Genomic DNA, 21,035 nt, shown 5'->3' on the forward strand with positions numbered 1-21,035 from the left:
TGACTTAGGTTTTTTTGTGTTTATTTTTATTTATCGAATGTTATAATCCATAAATTTAATAACGCTAAAGACGAAAAAAGAATGAAATAGAGACTGTTTAAAATAATAGCAATGATTTTTTGTGTTCCGGATTTTCCTAATGCCGCTAAAGTAATACTTAAAATAGGACACATTATTTCTATCATAAGTATATGTTTTAAATAATGAGATGCTATAAATAAGTATTCAATAATTACAACAATTACTGCGATAGAAAAAATAAATAGGATAATAGCGTAGTTCTTTCTTTCACGTTTATCCTCCTTAGAAATTAAATCGTTATAATAAAAGTTCTATTGATGTGTAGAATACAAGATTGTACATATTGTGATTTAAAACATACTGAAGTACTATATAAACGATTATAAGTAAATAGATCTCTAGAAATATATATTCTAATTCCCTTTTCTTCTTGCATATAGTTGCAATTCTTCTTTTGAATATAACTAAAACACGAACGTTATTGACTACTAATAAAAAAACATTCGATTATTTATTGACATCGTTTATGAAATATTGTTAATATAGCCATAGAAACAATAATATAAGACCTCATATAATCGCGGGGATATGGCCTGCAAGTCTCTACCTAACGACCGTTATTCGTTAGACTATGAGGGAAAGTCACTCGGTATTTTTCTATTCACAAGGGATACGTATGCCTGGGTAGAGCGCTTTCTCTCATAGTAAAAGAGAAACTGTTCTATTTCAGGCTTTTTTTATTTGAATCGGGGGGATTCTAATATGAAATCACTAGTTGGAGTCATAATGGGAAGTACATCAGACTGGGAAACAATGAAATATGCTTGTGACATTTTAGATGAATTAAATATACCGTATGAGAAAAAGGTTGTATCCGCTCATCGGACTCCGGATTATATGTTTGAATATGCAGAGACGGCTCGTGAACGTGGATTGAAAGTTATTATTGCTGGAGCTGGTGGAGCAGCACATTTACCAGGAATGGTTGCAGCGAAGACAAATCTTCCTGTAATTGGAGTTCCAGTTCAATCAAAAGCATTAAACGGCTTAGATTCATTATTATCCATCGTCCAAATGCCAGGAGGTGTTCCAGTTGCAACTGTTGCAATTGGTAAAGCCGGTTCAACGAATGCTGGATTACTTGCTGCACAAATACTTGGATCATTCCATGATGATATACATGATGCATTAGAATTGAGACGAGAAGCGATTGAAAAAGATGTGCGTGAAGGTAGTGAGCTAGTATGACGAGAATCATTTTACCTGGAAAAACAATCGGCATTATTGGAGGCGGCCAGCTAGGAAGAATGATGGCATTGGCAGCCAAGGAGATAGGATATAAAATTGCTGTTTTAGATCCTACAAAGCATTCACCATGTGCACAAGTTGCTGATATTGAAATTGTTGCACCGTATGACGATTTAAAGGCAATTCAGCATTTAGCAGAGATAAGTGATGTTGTCACATATGAATTTGAGAATATTGATTATAGATGTTTACAATGGCTTGAAAAACATGCTTACTTGCCACAAGGTAGTCAGTTGTTAAATAAAACGCAAAATCGTTTTACAGAAAAGAATGCAATTGAGAAGGCTGGGTTACCAGTAGCAACGTATAGATTAGTTCAAAATCAAAATCAGCTTACAGAAGCAATTGCTGAGTTATCATTCCCTTCCGTCTTAAAAACGGCGACAGGTGGATATGATGGGAAAGGGCAAGTTGTTTTAAGAAGTGAGGCTGATGTTGAGACAGCAAGAGATCTTGTGGATAAAGCAGAGTGTATTTTAGAGAAATGGGTGCCTTTTGAAAAAGAAGTATCCGTTATTGTGATTCGTAGTGTAAGTGGTGAAACGAAAGTATTTCCGGTAGCGGAAAATATTCATGTAAATAACATTTTGCATGAATCTATCGTTCCAGCTCGTATTACAGAAGAGCTTTCTCAAAAAGCAATTGCTTATGCAAAGGTACTTGCGGATGAATTAAAACTTGTGGGAACACTAGCTGTAGAGATGTTTGCTACAGCTAATGGTGAGATTTACATTAATGAATTAGCACCAAGACCTCACAATTCAGGACACTATACACAGGATGCATGTGAAACGAGCCAATTTGGTCAACATATTCGAGCAATCTGTAATTTACCTCTAGGAGAAACAAATTTGTTAAAACCAGTTGTCATGGTAAACATTTTAGGCGAACATATAGAAGGGGTCCTAAGACAAGTGAATAGATTAACCGGGTGCTATTTACACTTGTATGGAAAAGAAGAAGCAAAAGCACAGCGAAAAATGGGGCATGTTAATATTTTAAATGATAATATTGAAGTCGCTCTAGAAAAAGCGAAGAGTTTGCATATTTGGGACCATCAAGAACAACTGTTGGAGGGAAAAAGATGATTAGTCGTTATACACGCCCTGAAATGGGTGCGATTTGGACGGAAGAGAACAAATTTAAAGCGTGGTTAGAAGTTGAGATTTTAGCTTGTGAAGCATGGGCTGAGCTTGGCGATATTCCAAAAGAAGATGTTAAAAAAATTCGTGAACATGCATCATTTGATATTGATCGTATTTATGAAATTGAAAAAGAAACACGTCATGATGTAGTTGCATTCACTCGTGCTGTATCAGAAACGCCAGCACTAGGCGAAGAACGTAAATGGGTTCATTACGGTTTAACATCTACAGATGTAGTAGATACAGCATTATCTTACATCTTAAAACAAGCGAATGAAATTATATTAAAAGACTTAGAGAACTTTGTAAGCATTTTAGCTAACAAAGCGAAAGAGCATAAATACACAATCATGATGGGAAGAACACACGGTGTTCATGCAGAACCAACAACATTCGGTTTAAAACTTGGTCTTTGGTATGAAGAGATGAAACGTAACGTAGAGCGTTTCAAACAAGCTGCTGATACAGTTCGTGTTGGTAAACTATCTGGTGCGGTTGGTACATATGCAAATATCGATCCATTCGTAGAAAAATATGTTTGTGAAAATCTAGGATTAGAAGCAGCACCAATTTCAACACAAACATTGCAACGTGATCGTCACGCACACTACATGTCAACACTTGCATTAATCGCAACATCTATCGAAAAGATGGCAGTTGAGATTCGTGGCTTACAAAAGAGTGAAACACGTGAAGTTGAAGAAGCTTTCGCAAAAGGCCAAAAAGGTTCTTCTGCAATGCCACATAAGCGTAATCCAATTGGATCTGAAAATATGACTGGTTTAGCTCGTGTTATCCGCGGTTATATGATGACAGCTTATGAGAATGTTCCATTGTGGCATGAGCGTGACATTTCTCACTCTTCAGCAGAACGCGTAATTTTACCAGATGCTACAATCGCATTAAATTACATGTTAAATCGCTTTGGTAATATCGTTAAAAACTTAACTGTATACCCAGAGAATATGAAACGCAATATGACAAGAACATACGGCTTAATTTATTCTCAGCGCGTAATGCTTACACTAATCGACAAAGGTATGGTACGTGAAGAAGCTTATGATATCGTACAGCCTAAAGCGATGGAAGCTTGGGAAACACAAGTACAATTTAAAGAGCTTGTAGAAGCTGATGAGCGCATTACAAGCAAGTTAACACAAGAAGAAATTAATGAATGCTTCAACTATGAGCATCATATGCAACACGTTGATACAATCTTTGAACGCCTTGGATTAAACGAAGCGTAAAATTTCATATGGCACAGAATAGAGTCATTCTGTGCCATTCTTTATAAAAATATTATTCACATTTTTCAAACTACAGGGGGCTTGCGAAATGCAAAAGCTAGAATTGCTGTATGAAGGTAAGGCAAAAAGAATTTATCGTACAGAATCAGCAGATATGGTTTGGGTAGAGTACAAAGATAGTGCGACTGCTTTCAATGGGGAGAAAAAAGAGACGATTACAGGAAAAGGTCGTTTGAACAATGAAATTACAACTTTATTGTTCAGAAAGTTACAAGAAGTAGGAATTAAAACACATTTTGTTGAGAAGTTATCTGAAACAGAACAACTTGTTAAAAAAGTGAGTATTATTCCTTTAGAAGTTGTCACAAGAAATGTAATTGCAGGAAGTCTTTCAAAACGATTAGGAATGGAAGAGGGAACTGTACTTGCAGAACCAATCGTAGAATTTTACTTCAAAGATGATAATTTAGGAGATCCGCTTGTAACGGAAGATCATATTCGTGTATTAAACGTTGCATCGCCAGAGCAAGTAAGCGTATTACGAGATATGGCTCTACAAATCAATCAAGTGTTGATTGATCATTTCGCAAGCTGTCGTGTAAGATTAGTAGATTTCAAATTAGAGTTTGGTGTAACGGAAGAGGGAGAAATCATATTAGCGGATGAAATTTCACCAGATACTTGCCGTTTATGGGATGAAACGAGCAATGAGAAGTTTGATAAAGACGTATTCCGTCGCGATCTTGGAAATTTAACAGATGCTTATGAAGAGATTTTAAAACGTTTAGGGGGAATTTCACATGTATAAAGTTAAGGTATATGTAACATTAAGAGAAAGCGTATTAGATCCACAAGGAACAGCGGTAAAAGGAGCTCTTCATAGTCTTTCATTCACAGAAGTACAAGACGTTCGAATCGGAAAGTACATGGAACTAACAATTGATAAATCTGTATCTGACTTAGATAGCAAGGTAAAAGAAATGTGTGAAAAACTATTAGCGAACGTTGTAATGGAAGACTTCCGTTATGAAGTTGAGGAGGTTGTCGCACAGTGAAATTTGCCGTAATAGTATTTCCAGGTTCGAACTGTGATGTCGATATGTTCCATGCAATTAAAGATGAGCTTGGCGAAGAAGTAGATTACGTTTGGCACGATATAGAGAATTTAGATGAATATGATGCAATTTTACTACCAGGTGGATTCTCTTACGGTGACTACTTACGCTGCGGTGCTATTTCTCGCTTTGCTAATGCAATGAAAGCAGTACAAAAAGCTGCTGAGCAAGGAAAGCCGATTTTAGGTGTATGTAATGGATTCCAGATTCTTGTTGAATCAGGATTACTACCAGGAGCATTAATGAGAAACGAAAACTTAAAATTTATGTGTCGTACTGTTCAGTTGCGTGTTGAAAATAATGAAACGATGTTTACATCACAATATGAAAAAAATGAAGTAATCAATATTCCAATCGCTCATGGTGAGGGGAATTACTATTGTGACGAAGAGACTCTTAAACAATTAGAAGAGAATAATCAAATCGCATTCCGTTACGTAGAAAATCCTAACGGTAGCGTTTCAGATATTGCTGGTATTGTAAACGAAAAAGGAAATGTACTTGGTATGATGCCACATCCAGAGCGTGCTGTAGATGAATTACTTGGCGGTGCTGAAGGGTTAAAAGTCTTTCAATCTATCTTAAAACAGTGGAGGGAAACATATGTCGTTAATGCTTGAACCAAATCCAACACAAATTAAAGAAGAGCGTATATATGCGGAAATGGGGCTAACAGACGAAGAGTTTGCCATGGTTGAAAAGATTTTAGGTCGTCTGCCAAATTATACAGAAACAGGATTGTTCTCTGTAATGTGGTCTGAACATTGTAGTTATAAAAATTCAAAACCAGTTCTTCGTAAGTTTCCAACGACAGGTGAGCGCGTTCTGCAAGGACCTGGAGAAGGCGCTGGAATTGTAGATATCGGTGATAATCAAGCAGTTGTATTTAAAATGGAAAGTCATAACCATCCTTCAGCTATTGAACCATATCAAGGAGCAGCAACAGGTGTTGGTGGTATTATTCGTGACGTATTCTCTATGGGAGCACGTCCGGTAGCTCTATTAAACTCACTTCGTTTCGGTGAATTACAGTCACCACGTGTGAAATATTTATTCGAAGAAGTAGTAGCAGGAATTGCAGGATACGGTAACTGCATCGGTATTCCGACTGTTGGCGGCGAAGTACAATTTGATCCATGTTACGAAGGAAATCCACTTGTAAATGCAATGTGCGTAGGTTTGATTAACCACGAAGACATTAAAAAAGGGCAAGCGCACGGTGCTGGTAACACAGTAATGTACGTAGGAGCATCAACTGGTCGTGACGGTATTCACGGTGCAACATTCGCGTCGGAAGAACTATCTGAAAGCTCAGAAGCGAAACGTCCAGCGGTTCAAGTAGGGGATCCATTTATGGAAAAACTTCTTATTGAAGCGTGTTTAGAATTAATTCAATCTGATGCACTTGTTGGAATTCAAGATATGGGTGCGGCTGGTTTAACATCATCATCTGCAGAAATGGCAAGTAAAGCAGGAATGGGTATTGAAATGTACTTAGATGATGTACCACAACGTGAAACAGGAATGACACCATATGAAATGATGCTGTCTGAATCACAAGAGCGTATGTTAATTGTTGTGAAAAAAGGTAGAGAACAAGAAATAGTAGATTTATTTGAGAAGTATGGTCTCGCAGCGGTTACGATGGGGAAAGTAACGGAAGATAAAATGCTTCGTTTATTCCATAAAGGTGAAAAGGTAGCTGAAGTTCCAGCAGATGCTTTAGCAGAAGAAGCACCAATTTATCATAAACCATCAAAAGAAGCAGCATACTTTGCTGAATTCCAAGCAATGAAAATGGAAACGCCAAAAGTAGAAAATTATAAAGAAGCGTTATTCGCTCTATTACAGCAACCAACAATTGCAAGTAAAGAGTGGGTATACGATCAATACGATTATCAAGTTCGTACAAGCACAGTGGTTACACCAGGTTCAGATGCAGCAGTTGTACGTGTACGCGGTACAGAAAAAGGATTAGCAATGACGACAGATTGTAATTCTCGCTACATTTATCTAGATCCAGAAATGGGCGGTAAAATTGCAGTAGCAGAGGCAGCGCGTAATATCGTATGCTCTGGCGGTGAGCCACTTGCAATTACAGATTGCTTAAACTTCGGTAACCCAGAAAAACCAGAAATCTTCTGGCAAATTGAGAAATCAGTAGACGGTATGAGTGAAGCTTGTCGCACATTACAAACACCAGTTATCGGCGGAAACGTATCGATGTATAACGAACGTAGTGGCGAAGCTGTATATCCAACACCAACTGTTGGGATGGTCGGACTTGTACATGACTTAAAACATGTAACAACACAAGAGTTTAAGCAAGCTGGTGATTTAGTTTATATAATCGGTGAGACGAAAGCTGAGTTTGGCGGAAGTGAATTACAGAAAATGATTCACGGAAAAATTTTCGGTCAATCACCAAGTATCGATCTAGATGTAGAATTAAAACGCCAAAAACAAGTATTAGAAGCAATTCAAGCTGGTCTTGTTCAATCTGCACATGATGTTGCTGAGGGTGGTTTAGCAGTTGCAATTTCAGAAAGTGCAATTGGTGCTAACGGCTTAGGTGCTACTGTGAAATTAGATGGAGAAGCAACAGCAGCATTATTCGCTGAATCACAGTCTCGCTTCGTGATAACTGTAAAACGTGAAAATAAAGAGGTGTTTGAGAAAGCGGTAGAAGCAATCCAAGTTGGAGAAGTAACAAGTACAAATGAAGTAACAATTCATAATGAAGAAAATGAAGTATTACTTACAGCAAATGTAGATGAAATGAGAAAGGCTTGGAAAGGGGCAATCCCATGCTTGCTGAAATAAAGGGGTTAAACGAAGAATGTGGCGTTTTCGGAATTTGGGGGCATGAAAATGCAGCACAAGTTTCATACTACGGATTGCACAGTTTACAGCACCGTGGGCAAGAAGGCGCAGGCATTGTCGTAAATAATGGGGAAAAAATCGTCGGTCACAAGGGGTTAGGTTTAATATCAGAAGTGTTTTCAAGAGGTGAGTTAGAAGGATTAAATGGAAAATCAGCAATCGGACATGTACGATATGCAACAGCTGGTGGAAGTGAAGTTGCTAACGTTCAACCATTGTTGTTCCGTTTTTCCGATCATAGTATGGCGTTAGCTCATAACGGAAATTTAATTAACGCAAAAATGCTTCGTCGTGAATTAGAAGCAGAGGGAAGTATTTTTCAAACTAGTTCAGATACAGAAGTACTTTTACATCTTATTAAACGTAGTACGAAAGACTCTTTAATTGAAAGTGTAAAAGAGGCTCTAAATAAAGTGAAAGGTGCTTTTGCGTATCTTTTACTAACTGGAAATGAAATGATCGTTGCGTTAGATCCAAATGGATTCCGTCCGCTTTCAATTGGAAAGATGGGGGATGCTTACGTTGTAGCATCTGAAACATGTGCTTTTGATGTAGTAGGTGCAACATACATTCGCGATGTAGAACCTGGTGAATTACTTATCATTAATGATGAAGGAATTCACGTAGATCGTTTCACAAACGATGTAGAACATGCGATTTGTAGTATGGAATATATTTACTTTGCACGACCAGATTCTAATATTGCTGGTGTTAACGTTCATGCAGCGCGTAAAAATATGGGAAAACGTTTAGCAGCGGAAGCTCCTATTGAAGCGGATGTTGTTACTGGTGTACCAGACTCTAGTATTTCAGCTGCGATTGGCTATGCGGAGGCAACAGGCATTCCGTATGAATTAGGATTAATTAAAAATCGTTACGTTGGACGTACTTTTATCCAGCCTTCTCAAGAACTGCGTGAGCAAGGGGTTAAGATGAAGCTTTCCGCAGTAAGAGGTGTGGTTGAGGGGAAACGAGTTGTTATGATTGATGACTCTATCGTAAGAGGAACGACAAGTAAACGAATTGTTCGTATGCTTCGTGAGGCTGGAGCGACAGAAGTTCATGTAAGAATTGCTTCACCACCTCTGAAATATCCATGTTTCTATGGCATTGATATTCAAACGAGAAAAGAATTAATTGCAGCAAATAATACAGTAGAAGAAATCCGCGAAATGATCGGAGCAGATTCTTTAACATTTTTAAGCGAAGATGGATTAGTAGATGCAATTGGACGTCCATATGAAGGGAAATATGGCGGCCTATGCATGGCTTACTTTAATGGGGACTATCCAACAGCTCTTTATGATTATGAGCAAGAGCTTTTAGAAAGTATGAAATAAGAAAAGTGAAAAAAGCTTCTACTTCTTTTGCTGTAGAAGCTAGCTTTTTTCTTAAAACGGCCCGCCCTGGATGGGGAGAAATTAAAAGACGAGGTGTAAATAACGATGGCGAATGCATATAAGCAAGCAGGAGTAGATATTGAAGCTGGATATGAAGCGGTATCTCGCATGAAAAAACACGTACAAACAACTATGAGAAAAGAAGTACTAGGCGGTTTAGGCGGTTTTGGAGGTATGTTTGATCTATCAAAATTTGCATTAGAAGAACCTGTATTAGTATCTGGAACAGATGGCGTGGGAACAAAATTGATGCTCGCTTTTATGGCAGATAAACATGACACGATTGGTATTGATGCAGTAGCAATGTGTGTAAATGATATTGTTGTCCAAGGAGCAGAGCCGCTTTTCTTCCTTGATTATATTGCTTGTGGTAAAGCTGAACCTAGTAAAATTGAAAACATCGTCAAAGGTATATCAGAGGGCTGTCGCCAAGCTGGTTGTGCATTAATCGGTGGAGAAACAGCTGAAATGCCAGGAATGTATTCTACGGAAGAATATGATTTAGCTGGTTTTACAGTTGGGATTGTTGATAAAAAGAAAATTGTAACAGGTGAAAAGATTGAAGCTGGTCACGTGCTAATTGGCTTAGCATCTAGCGGTATTCATAGCAATGGTTACTCTTTAGTACGAAAAGTGTTACTAGAAGATGGAGAACTATCTTTAGAGCGTATTTATGGACGCTTAGAACTACCTCTTGGTGAAGAATTATTAAAACCAACGAAAATTTATGTCAAACCTATTTTAGAACTATTGAAGAAGCATGAAGTATACGGTATGGCGCATATTACAGGGGGCGGATTTATTGAAAATATCCCACGTATGTTGCCAGAAGGAATTGGTGCTGAGATTGAACTAGGATCTTGGAAAATTCAGCCGATCTTCCATTTACTTCAAGAAGTTGGGAAACTGGAAGAGAAAGAAATGTTCAATATTTTTAACATGGGTATTGGTATGGTAGTAGCAGTGAAGGAAGAAGATGCAAAAGATGTTGTCCGTCTTCTTGAAGAGCAAGGAGAAACGGCTCGTATTATTGGACGTACTGTACAAGGAGCTGGCGTTACTTTTAATGGGGGCAAAGCACTATGAGTAGATTAGCAGTTTTTGCTTCTGGAAGTGGATCTAACTTTCAATCTCTCGTTAATGCGGTAGAAGAAAAAAGATTGGATGCAGAAATTAGTTTATTAGTATGTGATAAACCAGAAGCACGTGCTGTTGGGCGAGCGCATTATCATCATATTCCGTGTTTCGCTTTTTCAGCGAAAGCATATGAGTCCAAAGAAGCGTTTGAAAAAGAGATATTAAAGAAGCTAGAAGAATATGAAATTGATTATATTATTTTAGCTGGATATATGCGTTTAATCGGGCCGACGTTACTAGAAGCATACGGCGGAAAGATTATTAATATTCATCCATCATTACTACCGAGCTTTCCGGGTAAAGATGCTGTCGGTCAAGCGTTAGAAGCAGGTGTGAAAGTAACTGGAGTAACAATTCATTATGTAGATGCAGGTATGGATACAGGGCCAATTATTGCGCAAGAAGCAGTGGTTGTTTCTGAAGGGGATACGAGAGAAAGCTTACAAAAGAAAATTCAGCAAGTTGAACATAAATTATACGTAAATACAGTGAATCAAATTGTTCAGTCTGTGAAAGAAGCAACTGTTAACTAACATACAACCAGGGGTGAAGGATAAATGAAAAAGCGTGCATTAGTAAGTGTTTCAGATAAAACAGGAGTAGTAGAATTTGTTAAAGGGTTACTAGAGCAAGGGATTGAAGTTATTTCAACAGGTGGTACGAAAAAGTTACTAGAAGAAAACGGCTTACAAGTAATTGGTATTTCTGAAGTAACTGGTTTCCCTGAAATTATGGATGGTCGTGTGAAAACTTTACATCCAAATATTCATGGTGGTCTATTAGCAGTTCGTGATAATGAAACACATGTAGCGCAAATGAATGAATTAGGTATTCAAGCAATTGATTTTGTTGTTGTTAACTTATACCCATTTAAAGAAACAATCGCTAAGCCTGATGTAACATTTGCTGATGCAATTGAAAATATTGATATCGGTGGCCCGACAATGATTCGCTCTGCTGCGAAAAATCATAAATTCGTATCTGTAATTGTAGATCCAGTAGATTATGATATTGTGTTAGCAGAACTGAAAGAGAACGGTGAAGTAGCAGAGGAAACGAAACGTAAACTAGCAGCGAAAGTATTCCGTCATACAGCAGCGTATGATGCGTTAATTTCTAACTACTTAACAGAGCAAATGGGTGAAGAAAGTCCAGAAACATTAACTGTGACATTTGAGAAAAAGCAAGACTTACGTTATGGCGAGAACCCACATCAAAAAGCAACTTTCTATAAAGCGCCATTCGCAGCAACTTCTTCTGTTGCATACGCAGAACAATTACACGGTAAAGAATTATCGTATAACAATATTAATGATGCAGACGCAGCGCTTAGCATCGTAAAAGAATTTACAGAACCAGCAGTAGTAGCAGTAAAACATATGAATCCATGTGGTGTTGGAGTAGGAACTAATATTCACGAAGCATATACTCGTGCTTATGAAGCAGATCCAGTATCAATCTTCGGCGGTATTATTGCAGCAAATCGTGAAATTGATAAAGCTACAGCAGAAAAGTTACATGAAATTTTCTTAGAAATTGTTATCGCACCTTCGTTCTCGCAAGAAGCTTTAGAAGTGTTGCAAAGTAAGAAGAACTTACGTTTATTAACTATAAATATTGAAAAAGCGACAAGTGCAAGCAAAAAACTAACTTCTGTACAAGGTGGACTTCTCGTTCAAGAGGAAGATACGTTATCATTAGATGAAAGTACAATTTCAATTCCAACGAAACGTGAACCTTCAGAGCAAGAATGGAAAGATTTAAAACTAGCTTGGAAAGTTGTAAAACATGTGAAATCAAATGCAATTGTTTTAGCGAAAGATGACATGACAATTGGTGTCGGTGCGGGACAGATGAACCGTGTAGGTTCTGCAAAAATCGCGATTACACAAGCTGGTGAAAAAGCACAAGGTAGCGCGCTTGCATCTGATGCTTTCTTCCCAATGCCAGATACATTAGAAGAAGCAGCAAAAGCGGGAATTACAGCAATCATTCAACCAGGCGGATCAATCCGTGATGAAGATTCTATTAAAGTGGCAGATACGTATGGGATTGCTATGGTGTTCACTGGCGTACGTCATTTCAAACACTAATAGAGGATGTTTAAAAAGTCCGGTCAAGATAACCTTCGCATGTCGTCGTTGCATCGCCAGTGCGGTACTCATGTAGGAAAGCTACACTCCGTGTCCTCCTGGCAAATGCGCCTAGACCTGCTCGGTGCTCTTGATCCTCCTTTTTAAACCTTTATTGAGATGGATGTTTAAAAAGTCCGGTTAAGATAACCTTTTATTGATATGAAAAAGCAAACTAGGAGCATAGCTTCTAGTTTGTACTTATTTAATTATTGGGGGATGAAATATGAATGTTTTACTAATTGGCCGCGGTGGGCGTGAGCATGCTTTAGCTTGGAAGTTTGCACAATCTGCAAAAGTGAAAAAGGTATATGTAGCACCAGGTAATGAAGGTATGCGAGATGTTGCAATACCAGTTGATATTGATGAAAATGATTTTGATGCATTAGTTTTATTTGCCAAAGAGAATAATATTGAGTTAACTTTCGTTGGACCAGAAATTCCACTTATGAATGGAATTGTTGATCGTTTTAAAGAAGAGGGACTTCGCGTATTTGGTCCGAATAAAGCGGCTGCTGTTATTGAAGGTAGTAAAGCTTTTACAAAAGAGCTTATGAAAAAGTATGATATTCCAACTGCGGCGTACGAAACTTTTACCGATTATGAAGAAGCAGTACAGTATATTCAAAAAGTTGGTGCACCAATCGTTATTAAAGCTGACGGATTAGCTGCTGGTAAAGGGGTAACGGTAGCAATGACGCTTGAAGAGGCATTACAGGCTGTGAAAGAAATGCTACAAGATGTGAAGTTCGGCGCGGCAAGTAAGAAGGTTGTTATTGAAGAGTTTTTAGATGGACAAGAATTTTCATTAATGGCATTTGTAAATGGAACAACTGTACATCCGATGGTAATCGCTCAGGACCATAAACGAGCTTTTGATGCTGATAAAGGCCCAAATACAGGCGGAATGGGTGCATATTCTCCAGTACCACAAATTCCAGAATCAGCAGTCCAAGAAGCGATTCAAACCGTATTACATCCAACTGCTCAAGCAATGCTCCAAGAAAATCGATCGTTTACAGGGATTTTATATGCAGGGCTTATTTTAACAAATGATGGTCCAAAGGTAATTGAATTTAATGCACGCTTTGGTGATCCTGAAACAGAAGTTGTATTACCTCGCTTAGAAAATGATTTAGTTGATGTATGTAACGCTGTATTAGATGAAAGTGAGTTAGTGTTAGAGTGGTCAGAGGAAGCAGTAATTGGTGTTGTACTCGCTTCAAAAGGATATCCAGAAGCGTATAAAAAAGGTGAAATTATTACAGGATTAGATCGTTTAGAAGATGCTATTGTCTTTCATTCAGGTACAGCGATGAAGCATGGGGATTTTGTAACAAATGGTGGCCGTGTACTATTTATTGCTTATAAAGCGAAAGACTTACAAGAAGCGAAAGATAGAGTGTATAAAGAAATCGCAAAGATTGAGAGCGATGGCTTATTTTATCGTAGTGATATAGGATATCGTGCGATTGGGCATGAGATTACGCGAAGCTAACATATGTTAGCTTCTTTTTTTATAGGAAATAGAGTATAGTACGTTGAATCTTTTCAAGAGATTATAAACTATTTGTATCTATATACACTTTTTCTCTACCTGCTTACATCTTATTTCTCCAATTAATAATAGTAGTATTGAGATGATTAACGTAAGAGCAGCGACAAGGAGTGGGAGGGAAAAACTTTGCATTTGCTCCGCAATAATACCTGTAAAGATTGGACCGATAATTTGGCCAATCCCATAAACACCTGTCGTATAACCAATGATTTTATTACTTTCATTCGGTCTTATTCGTTTTGCTTCTGTAGTTGTTAAAATTGTAATTCCGACGAATGTAGCACCTAGAAGGAATGCACTTAGAAATGCCCCAAAAAGGTTTGGAATAAGGAGTGGAGAAAGTACACTTATAATTTGTAACATATAGGCGGATGTAAGAGCTCGTGTTGGTCCGTACTTCCGAGCAACAGTGGACCAAAGGTAACTAGATGGGATGACAGCAATACCGACAATAATCCAGCTACAAGATGCATAGAAGGGTGATAGTGTAATTCTTTCTACAATGGTGACAAGGAAGGTCCCTGTAATGATATAGCCAAATCCTTCGAATCCGTAAGCTAAAATAAGCCAAAATAAATAGCTTTTTCTATGAGATGTAGCTTGTATAGTACTTTTTGGTTGCTGTATAGTATGTCTACTGTCCTCTCTTAACCATTTCCATACAAGGATAGCTAAACTAAAACTAATAATTCCTAACCCAATCCACGCACCTTGCCAATTCCAAATTGAGTTGAATAAAGGTGCGAAACTTCCAGAGAAAATAATGCCAATTCCAACACCGCTATAAATCATGCCACCTAGCATGACTTTATTACTTTGAAATAAATAATCTAAAACAATACTAGAGGCAAGAACAAATACAATTGCACTTGTGAAACCACCGATAAAGCGAAGGGGAAACCATAAAAAGATATAAGAGGTTAAGCCCATACAAAGAGTTGAAAGAACATTGAAGAATAAACAGTGGTGTAATATTTTTTCACGATTTTTTATCGTAATAAATCCAATAAAGAATGCCCCAAGTAAATAACCAAGATAATTACTGGACGCTAAATATCCAGCGAGGTCATCTTCTATATGGGCTTGTTTTTCCATAAAAGAAATAATCGGTGTGTAGGCGAACCGACTAATACCCATGACAGCTATTAAAGAACATATCCCAGCTATAATCATTTTCCATGTTTTTGTTTCTTTCATATAATCTCCCTTCTTGAAATATCTTCTAATATATATGATAGAGGAATATATATGGGGCGTAAAATACTGATTTTTTATATGTAATATCAAAATTAATGATATGAACGAAGGGATATGAACGAATGAACTTACAAGATTTTGTAGCTTTTTATATGGTCGCGCAGGAGAAAAGTATTTCAAGAGCAGCTATTCGGTTGAATTTTGTTCAATCAAACATAACAGCAAAAATAAAACGGCTAGAAGCTGAATATGAAACACAATTATTTTATAGGCATCGAGATGGAGTTACATTAACACCAGCCGGAGAAAAGTTGTTAACATACGCTGAAAAAATGATTCAATTATTAAATGAATCAAAAAGGCAAGTGAAACATACAGCGGAGCCTGGAGGAGTATTGAAAATTGGAGCGATGGAAACAGCAGCAGCTGTTAGATTGCCCACGATTTTAGCTAATTATCATATGCGCTATCCAGAAGTGGAAATTATGTTGCAAACGCACAATACGGAAGAATTAACGAAGAAGGTACTCTTATATGAAATAGAGGGGGCATTTGTAGCTGATTGTATAGCTGATCCAGCTTTAGAAAAGATAGAAGTATTCCAAGAGGAAATGATGTTACTTTCAAAGCGGAATGTTTTGTGGGATAACGGATATTCGGAATCGCAGTCTTTTATCGTTTTTCAATCAGGTTGTTTTTATAGAAAAGTTTTAGAAGAATGGTTACTATCTGAAGGGATTGTTCCAAAAAAAATAATGGAATTAAATTCTTTAGACGGTATTATTGGATGCGTAAAAGCTGGACTTGGGGTGTCTATGTTACCACGTGAAGTAGCAGAGCAATTTGATAGCCATAAAGAACTTATTCATACACCGTTAGTACATGAAAACAGGTTTATTCCGACTTATTTTATTTATCGGAAAGATAGTGTGAGAACAGCAGCGTTAAGCAAGTTTATTGATGACTTGCTTTGTATAAAAACAGCCCGCTGAAAATTCAGTGGGCTGTTTGTTCATGCATCTTTATCTTTCTTCAATTTTCCTTTTTGCTTTGCCATTTCTCGAAGTAAATACTCGATGTGTGCATTGACGCTACGAAACTCATCATTTGCCCATTTTTCGATGACTGCGTGTAATTCAGGATCAATACGTAATGGAAAGCTTTTCTTTTTAGCCATAATTACTTATAGCCCTTAGTATAGGCTTCCTGTATTAATAACTGGTTGCGCACCTTTATCTGAAACGATGGCAACTAATAGGTTGTTTACCATATTCGCTTTACGCTCGTCATCTAATTCAAGTACGCCTTCCTCATCTAACATATGGATTGAATCCTTCGCCATCTTCACAGCACCTTCAACAATCTCTTTTCTAGCAGCTAATACCGCTTTTGCTTGTTGACGTTGTAGCATCGCATGGGCAATTTCTGTTGCATAAGCTAAATGTGTTAAACGAGTTTCTAATACTTCTACGCCTGCGATTTCAAGGCGCGCTTCTAACTCACGCTTTAATTCTTCAGAGATTTCTTCAGTATTCCCGCGTAACGTAATGCAAGTTTCATCTTGGAAATTGTCATAAGGATATTTTGTTGCGACGTGGCGGATTGCTGTTTCACTTTGAATTTCTACAAATCGATCGTAATGTTCAACACCGAACATCGCTTTTGCAGAATCAACTACTTTATATACAATAACAGCTGCAATTTCAATCGGATTTCCCTCAACATCGTTTACTTTTAATTTCTTACTATTAAAGTTTTCAACACGTAACGAGACAGTTTGACGGAATGCGAATGGAATTGTTAAAAATAAACCATTTTGACGAATTGTTCCTAAATAATTACCAAAGAACGTAATAACTTTCGCTTGATTCGGTTGAACAATACCGATACCTGTAGCGAGAATTGCCGCTAATATAATAGTTAGTGCTGCTCCTACGAAAATTTCTTGTGCAAAGAAAAATACACCGATAGCAGCTAAAATCAAAATTCCAATAATACCGAGAAAACCATTTACATAAAATACTTGTTTTTCTTTCATATGATCGCCTCCTGATATAAAAATGATATCACTTTTATATCATTTTAAGCAAGGGGTATGCACCTAATTTTCTGAAATTTATTGATTGATATCTTTTATGTACATTTTAAAGTTAGAAATAAGAATATACGTTCTGTTTCGTGGTAAAATAAAGAAGACTTAACCGCCCACTGCAGCAGCTAAGTCCCTTTGAGAGCATCTTGCATCGTGACAAATGATTCAAAGCGGTTTTGCCAGGATTATTTCTTCAATCGCTGACTCAATCTCTTTGTCAGAAGCGTCATAACTTCCCTTTGACTTTGGCTTGTCATGAGCGGAAGTTTGATTCACTTCTTCTTTAGCATGTCCTTTTTCAGTAAAATTCATGCCAGGCATTTTAAATGCACCCATATTCATGTATTTTCCAAATTTCCACGCTTCAACAATAGGGCAGAAGCGAACAATTCCCTCTGCAACTTTCATTGCACCAATCCATAGAAAAATGTTAGACCAAGTGCACCACGGCTTGCGTACAAGTTTAGTTGCACTACATCCGAAGAGGACAAGCCCAAGTGTAATTCGAATTAGAGCGTTTATTGTCCCGATGTTTTGCTTCATTAGAAAAACACTCCTTTTTATGAAAATTGAAATAGTAAATACTACTTCTCTTATTAGTATCCCGTGTGATTTTTGGGATATGTAATCCAACATTTGACGTTGAAAAAGATGTTGGAATCGGCGTGTGTGTCAGTAGCTTTTTTTGTTATAATGAAAGAATGCATAAAAAGAAGGTGAAATTAAATTCTTCTTTTTGAAAAATATTTAATAGCTATTTTAAAAAATCAAGATAAAAACTAACTGTTATTTTAAACAGAACTATAGATATAACTAGAGAAAAGGAAGGGTGTTTTCATGTACGATATTTCCGGATGGAAACATGTATTTAAGCTTGATCCAAATAAGGAGTTAAGCGATGAATATTTAGAAATGATTTGTGAGTCTGGAACGGATGCTGTTATTGTAGGCGGAAGTGATGGAGTTACAATTGATAACGTATTACACATGCTAGTTAGCATTCGTAGATATGCAGTTCCTTGTGTATTAGAGGTTTCTGATGTAGAAGCAATTACACCAGGATTTGATTTTTATTACATCCCAAGTGTTTTAAATAGCCGAAAAGTAGAATGGGTAACAGGTGTTCATCATGAGGCATTGAAAGAATTTGGGGATATTATGGACTGGGACGAAATTTTTATGGAAGGGTATTGTGTTTTAAATCCCGAAGCGAAAGTAGCCCAGCTTACAGATGCGAAATGTGATTTAACAGAAGATGACGTTATTGCATATGCGCGTTTAGCAGACAAGTTATTACATTTACCGATATTTTATTTAGAATATAGCGGTACGTATGGAGATGTTGAACTTGTTAAAAATGTAAAAGCAGAATTGAAACAAGCCAAGTTATATTATGGCGGTGGTATTTCTAATGCAGAACAGGCGAAAGAAATGGCGCAATATGCTGATACAGTAGTTGTTGGAAATATTATTTATGATGATATAAAATCGGCGTTAAAAACAGTTAAAGCAGTAAAAGGAGAGTAGGTGCAGGCGTATATGAGTATGACAGATAAGTTATTAAACGGTTTAAATCCACAGCAACAAAAAGCAGTACAAACAACGAATGGACCACTGCTACTAATGGCAGGTGCAGGTAGTGGTAAGACACGCGTGTTAACACACCGTATTGCGTATTTGCTTGGTGAAAAAGGTGTAGCACCATGGAATGTACTAGCTATTACCTTCACAAATAAAGCAGCTCGTGAAATGCGCGAGCGTATTGATAAACTTGTGGGACCAGAAGCAGAAGATATTTGGATTTCGACGTTCCACTCTATGTGTGTACGTATTTTACGACGCGATATCGATCGTATTGGTATTAATCGTAACTTTACAATCTTAGATTCAGGTGATCAGCTAACTGTAGTCAAAAAAATTATGAAAGAGCGCAATATTGATCCGAAGAAATTTGAGCCGCGCTCTATTTTAGCGGGTATTAGTAATGCAAAAAATGAACTGTTATCTGCGGATAAATATGCAAAAAAAATTACAATGGCTGATCCATATGAAAAATTAACGAGCGATGTATACACAGAGTATCAAAAACGTCTTTTGAAAAATAATTCATTAGACTTTGATGATTTAATTATGACGACGATTCAGCTATTTGAACGTGTTCCAGAAGTATTAGAGTTTTATCAGCGTAAGTTCCAATATATTCATGTTGATGAGTATCAAGATACGAACAAAGCGCAATATCTTCTTGTTAAACATTTGGCAGCACGTTTTAAAAATCTTTGCGTTGTAGGTGACTCTGACCAGTCTATTTATCGCTGGCGTGGTGCAGATATTTCTAACATTTTGTCATTTGAAAAAGACTATGAGAATGCACAGGTAATTTTGTTAGAACAAAACTATCGTTCGTCACAAAATATTTTAAATGCAGCGAATGCTGTTATTGAAAAAAATACGAATCGTAAACCGAAGAAATTATGGACAGACAATCAAGTTGGAAGTAAAATCTCGTATTATCGTGCCGCAACTGAAAAGGACGAAGCATATTTTGTTGCGAAAAAAATTCGTGACGATCTTCAGATGGGGAAACGAAAATACACTGATTTTGCAGTGCTATATCGTACGAATGCTCAGTCTCGTATGGTCGAGGAGATTTTCCTTAAATCTAACATTCCGTACAAAATTGTCGGGGGAACTAAGTTCTACGACCGTAAAGAGATTAAAGATATTTTGGCGTACTTACGTTTAATCGGTAATCCAGATGATGAAATTAGTTTTGCACGTATTATTAACATGCCAAAGCGTGGTATTGGTGCGACTTCTATCGATAAAATTATTAATTATGGTGTGCAAAACGGAATTTCATTAACTGCTGTATTTGATGAGATTGAGCATGTTGGAGTAAGTGCAAAAATTACAAAGGCAGTAAAAGAATTCGCAAGTTTATTACACAACTGGGTAAATATGCAAGAGTATTTATCTGTTACAGAATTAGTAGAAGAAGTTATTGAAAAAACAGGCTATCGCGATATGTTGAAAAATGAGCGTTCTTTAGAAGCGGAAGGTCGTTTAGAAAACTTAGACGAATTCTTATCTGTTACGCAAACATTTGAATCTCAAAGTGAAGATAAGAGCCTTGTTGCATTCTTAACAGATTTAGCACTTGTTGCTGATATTGATCGTGTAGATGAAGACCCAACTGCTGGTGAAGAAGTTATTTTAATGACGATGCACTCAGCAAAAGGATTAGAGTTCCCGGTTGTCTTTATTGTTGGTTTAGAGGAAGGGATATTCCCTCATACTCGTTCTCTTATGGAAGAGGATGAAATGCAAGAAGAACGTCGTCTTGCTTATGTAGGTATTACTCGTGCAGAAGAAGAGTTATATTTATCTAATGCGCAAATGCGTACTTTATTTGGTAGAACAAGTATGAATGCTGCGTCTCGCTTCATTACAGAAATCCCGGCAGAACTAGTGGAATCATTAAATGAAACAGCGCCGAAGCGTGAAAATTCGTTTGGTGCAAAAAGCAGAACAGCAAGTAGCAGTAAAATGACAACGACAACCACAACACGCTCTCGTTCAGCTTTCGCGCGTCCAGCAGCGAAGACGACAGGCGGTGAGCAAATTGGCTGGGCAGTAGGCGATAAAGCTTCCCACCAAAAATGGGGAATCGGTACAGTTGTAAGTGTAAAAGGTGAAGGTGATGCAAAAGAATTAGATATTGCGTTCCCAAGCCCGATTGGTGTTAAACGTTTGTTAGCAAAATTTGCACCTGTGACGAAACAATAGAAAGGAATGAG

At 37.3% G+C, this 21,035-nt stretch carries 19 protein-coding genes, 1 pseudogene and 1 riboswitch; of the genes and pseudogenes, 15 read left to right on the forward strand and 5 right to left on the reverse strand.

Annotated elements, in window-relative coordinates:
- Positions 1–26: 26 nt before the first annotated feature.
- A pseudogene (locus tag OXT04_RS29805) lies at positions 27–292 on the reverse strand (hypothetical protein).
- A 279-nt stretch (positions 293–571) separates the two neighbouring features.
- Positions 572–673, forward strand: a riboswitch (purine riboswitch).
- A gap of 110 nt (positions 674–783) precedes the next feature.
- On the opposite strand from OXT04_RS29805, the gene purE reads away from it, so the two are divergent.
- The 12 genes from purE (at position 784) to purD (ending at position 13,886) form a co-directional block, all read left to right on the forward strand.
- Positions 784–1,269, forward strand: coding sequence for a 5-(carboxyamino)imidazole ribonucleotide mutase (gene purE, locus OXT04_RS17330; protein WP_000839367.1), 486 nt, complete (start codon positions 784–786; stop codon positions 1,267–1,269).
- Entirely contained in the window at positions 1,266–2,417 is a 1,152-nt protein-coding gene (purK, locus tag OXT04_RS17335) for a 5-(carboxyamino)imidazole ribonucleotide synthase (protein ID WP_098907558.1), read from the forward strand. Before purE ends, purK begins: the two co-directional genes overlap by 4 nt.
- The gene (gene purB / locus OXT04_RS17340; RefSeq protein ID WP_000625682.1) at positions 2,414–3,721 is read left to right on the forward strand and encodes an adenylosuccinate lyase; all 1,308 of its coding nucleotides are present in this window, start codon (positions 2,414–2,416) and stop codon (positions 3,719–3,721) included. The genes purK and purB overlap by 4 nt, the downstream gene beginning before the upstream one ends.
- An 88-nt stretch (positions 3,722–3,809) precedes the next feature.
- Positions 3,810–4,529 (forward strand): phosphoribosylaminoimidazolesuccinocarboxamide synthase, encoded by a 720-nt coding sequence (gene purC / locus OXT04_RS17345; RefSeq protein WP_001170549.1) that lies wholly within the window; start codon positions 3,810–3,812, stop codon positions 4,527–4,529.
- On the forward strand, positions 4,522–4,776 hold the full coding sequence (gene purS / locus OXT04_RS17350) for a phosphoribosylformylglycinamidine synthase subunit PurS (RefSeq protein ID WP_000278823.1): 255 nt from the start codon (positions 4,522–4,524) through the stop codon (positions 4,774–4,776). Before purC ends, purS begins: the two co-directional genes overlap by 8 nt.
- Positions 4,773–5,456: a phosphoribosylformylglycinamidine synthase subunit PurQ gene (purQ, locus tag OXT04_RS17355; RefSeq protein ID WP_267416277.1), complete on the forward strand. Its 684-nt coding sequence runs from the start codon at positions 4,773–4,775 to the stop codon at positions 5,454–5,456. The genes purS and purQ overlap by 4 nt, the downstream gene beginning before the upstream one ends.
- Positions 5,440–7,659, forward strand: coding sequence for a phosphoribosylformylglycinamidine synthase II (gene purL, locus OXT04_RS17360; protein ID WP_098251201.1), 2,220 nt, complete (start codon positions 5,440–5,442; stop codon positions 7,657–7,659). The genes purQ and purL overlap by 17 nt, the downstream gene beginning before the upstream one ends.
- The gene (gene purF / locus OXT04_RS17365; protein WP_000879026.1) at positions 7,644–9,059 is read left to right on the forward strand and encodes an amidophosphoribosyltransferase; all 1,416 of its coding nucleotides are present in this window, start codon (positions 7,644–7,646) and stop codon (positions 9,057–9,059) included. Before purL ends, purF begins: the two co-directional genes overlap by 16 nt.
- 105 nt (positions 9,060–9,164) lie before the next feature.
- A complete protein-coding gene (purM, locus tag OXT04_RS17370) occupies positions 9,165–10,205 on the forward strand; it encodes a phosphoribosylformylglycinamidine cyclo-ligase (RefSeq protein WP_001262442.1) in 1,041 nt (346 codons plus the stop codon).
- Positions 10,202–10,789 (forward strand): phosphoribosylglycinamide formyltransferase, encoded by a 588-nt coding sequence (gene purN / locus OXT04_RS17375; RefSeq protein WP_000088577.1) that lies wholly within the window; start codon positions 10,202–10,204, stop codon positions 10,787–10,789. Before purM ends, purN begins: the two co-directional genes overlap by 4 nt.
- A gap of 24 nt (positions 10,790–10,813) precedes the next feature.
- Positions 10,814–12,349, forward strand: coding sequence for a bifunctional phosphoribosylaminoimidazolecarboxamide formyltransferase/IMP cyclohydrolase (gene purH, locus OXT04_RS17380; protein WP_000745406.1), 1,536 nt, complete (start codon positions 10,814–10,816; stop codon positions 12,347–12,349).
- A gap of 265 nt (positions 12,350–12,614) precedes the next feature.
- Positions 12,615–13,886: a phosphoribosylamine--glycine ligase gene (purD, locus tag OXT04_RS17385; RefSeq protein WP_001101737.1), complete on the forward strand. Its 1,272-nt coding sequence runs from the start codon at positions 12,615–12,617 to the stop codon at positions 13,884–13,886.
- Positions 13,887–13,964: 78 nt separating this feature from the next.
- On the opposite strand, the gene OXT04_RS17390 is transcribed toward purD, so the two are convergent.
- Positions 13,965–15,143 carry a YbfB/YjiJ family MFS transporter gene (locus OXT04_RS17390; RefSeq protein WP_000665321.1) on the reverse strand — a complete coding sequence of 393 codons (1,179 nt, stop codon included), beginning with the start codon at positions 15,141–15,143 and terminating at the stop codon, positions 13,965–13,967.
- Positions 15,144–15,265: 122 nt separating this feature from the next.
- Here OXT04_RS17390 and OXT04_RS17395 point away from each other — a divergent pair, with 122 nt between their 5' ends.
- Positions 15,266–16,135, forward strand: coding sequence for a LysR family transcriptional regulator (locus OXT04_RS17395; RefSeq protein ID WP_053565396.1), 870 nt, complete (start codon positions 15,266–15,268; stop codon positions 16,133–16,135).
- Between the two features lie 20 nt (positions 16,136–16,155).
- On the opposite strand, the gene OXT04_RS17400 is transcribed toward OXT04_RS17395, so the two are convergent.
- The 3 genes from OXT04_RS17400 to OXT04_RS17410 all read right to left on the reverse strand — a co-directional run bounded on the left by OXT04_RS17400 (position 16,156) and on the right by OXT04_RS17410 (position 17,778).
- Positions 16,156–16,320 carry a type II toxin-antitoxin system antitoxin gene (locus OXT04_RS17400; protein ID WP_001085171.1) on the reverse strand — a complete coding sequence of 55 codons (165 nt, stop codon included), beginning with the start codon at positions 16,318–16,320 and terminating at the stop codon, positions 16,156–16,158.
- Between the two features lie 15 nt (positions 16,321–16,335).
- Positions 16,336–17,181 carry an SPFH domain-containing protein gene (locus OXT04_RS17405; protein WP_071714708.1) on the reverse strand — a complete coding sequence of 282 codons (846 nt, stop codon included), beginning with the start codon at positions 17,179–17,181 and terminating at the stop codon, positions 16,336–16,338.
- 219 nt (positions 17,182–17,400) lie between these two features.
- Positions 17,401–17,778 (reverse strand): YgaP family membrane protein, encoded by a 378-nt coding sequence (locus OXT04_RS17410; protein ID WP_000812341.1) that lies wholly within the window; start codon positions 17,776–17,778, stop codon positions 17,401–17,403.
- A 294-nt stretch (positions 17,779–18,072) separates the two neighbouring features.
- Here OXT04_RS17410 and pcrB point away from each other — a divergent pair, with 294 nt between their 5' ends.
- Both pcrB and pcrA read left to right on the forward strand, forming a co-directional pair.
- Entirely contained in the window at positions 18,073–18,762 is a 690-nt protein-coding gene (gene pcrB / locus OXT04_RS17415; protein WP_000272109.1) for a heptaprenylglyceryl phosphate synthase, read from the forward strand.
- Positions 18,763–18,774: 12 nt separating this feature from the next.
- Positions 18,775–21,024 (forward strand): DNA helicase PcrA, encoded by a 2,250-nt coding sequence (pcrA, locus tag OXT04_RS17420; RefSeq protein WP_141505672.1) that lies wholly within the window; start codon positions 18,775–18,777, stop codon positions 21,022–21,024.
- The last annotated feature ends 11 nt before the right edge of the window (positions 21,025–21,035 follow it).

Origin of the sequence: Bacillus sp. GC_Bacil_1 (assembly GCF_026540675.1) — a bacterium.
GTDB lineage: Bacteria > Bacillota > Bacilli > Bacillales > Bacillaceae_G > Bacillus_A > Bacillus_A cereus.

Bases quoted from the DNA above. Each gene is read 5' to 3' on its own strand.
- purE (WP_000839367.1), top strand. From the start codon at position 784: ATGAAATCACTAGTTGGAGTCATAATGGGAAGTACATCAGACTGGGAA.
- purK (WP_098907558.1), top strand. From the start codon at position 1,266: ATGACGAGAATCATTTTACCTGGAAAAACAATCGGCATTATTGGAGGC.
- purB (WP_000625682.1), top strand. From the start codon at position 2,414: ATGATTAGTCGTTATACACGCCCTGAAATGGGTGCGATTTGGACGGAA.
- purC (WP_001170549.1), top strand. From the start codon at position 3,810: ATGCAAAAGCTAGAATTGCTGTATGAAGGTAAGGCAAAAAGAATTTAT.
- purS (WP_000278823.1), top strand. From the start codon at position 4,522: ATGTATAAAGTTAAGGTATATGTAACATTAAGAGAAAGCGTATTAGAT.
- purL (WP_098251201.1), top strand. From the start codon at position 5,440: ATGTCGTTAATGCTTGAACCAAATCCAACACAAATTAAAGAAGAGCGT.
- purF (WP_000879026.1), top strand. From the start codon at position 7,644: ATGCTTGCTGAAATAAAGGGGTTAAACGAAGAATGTGGCGTTTTCGGA.
- purM (WP_001262442.1), top strand. From the start codon at position 9,165: ATGGCGAATGCATATAAGCAAGCAGGAGTAGATATTGAAGCTGGATAT.
- purN (WP_000088577.1), top strand. From the start codon at position 10,202: ATGAGTAGATTAGCAGTTTTTGCTTCTGGAAGTGGATCTAACTTTCAA.
- purH (WP_000745406.1), top strand. From the start codon at position 10,814: ATGAAAAAGCGTGCATTAGTAAGTGTTTCAGATAAAACAGGAGTAGTA.
- purD (WP_001101737.1), top strand. From the start codon at position 12,615: ATGAATGTTTTACTAATTGGCCGCGGTGGGCGTGAGCATGCTTTAGCT.
- OXT04_RS17390 (WP_000665321.1), bottom strand. From the start codon at position 15,143: ATGAAAGAAACAAAAACATGGAAAATGATTATAGCTGGGATATGTTCT.
- OXT04_RS17395 (WP_053565396.1), top strand. From the start codon at position 15,266: ATGAACTTACAAGATTTTGTAGCTTTTTATATGGTCGCGCAGGAGAAA.
- OXT04_RS17400 (WP_001085171.1), bottom strand. From the start codon at position 16,320: ATGGCTAAAAAGAAAAGCTTTCCATTACGTATTGATCCTGAATTACAC.
- OXT04_RS17405 (WP_071714708.1), bottom strand. From the start codon at position 17,181: ATGAAAGAAAAACAAGTATTTTATGTAAATGGTTTTCTCGGTATTATT.
- OXT04_RS17410 (WP_000812341.1), bottom strand. From the start codon at position 17,778: ATGAAGCAAAACATCGGGACAATAAACGCTCTAATTCGAATTACACTT.
- pcrB (WP_000272109.1), top strand. From the start codon at position 18,073: ATGTACGATATTTCCGGATGGAAACATGTATTTAAGCTTGATCCAAAT.
- pcrA (WP_141505672.1), top strand. From the start codon at position 18,775: ATGAGTATGACAGATAAGTTATTAAACGGTTTAAATCCACAGCAACAA.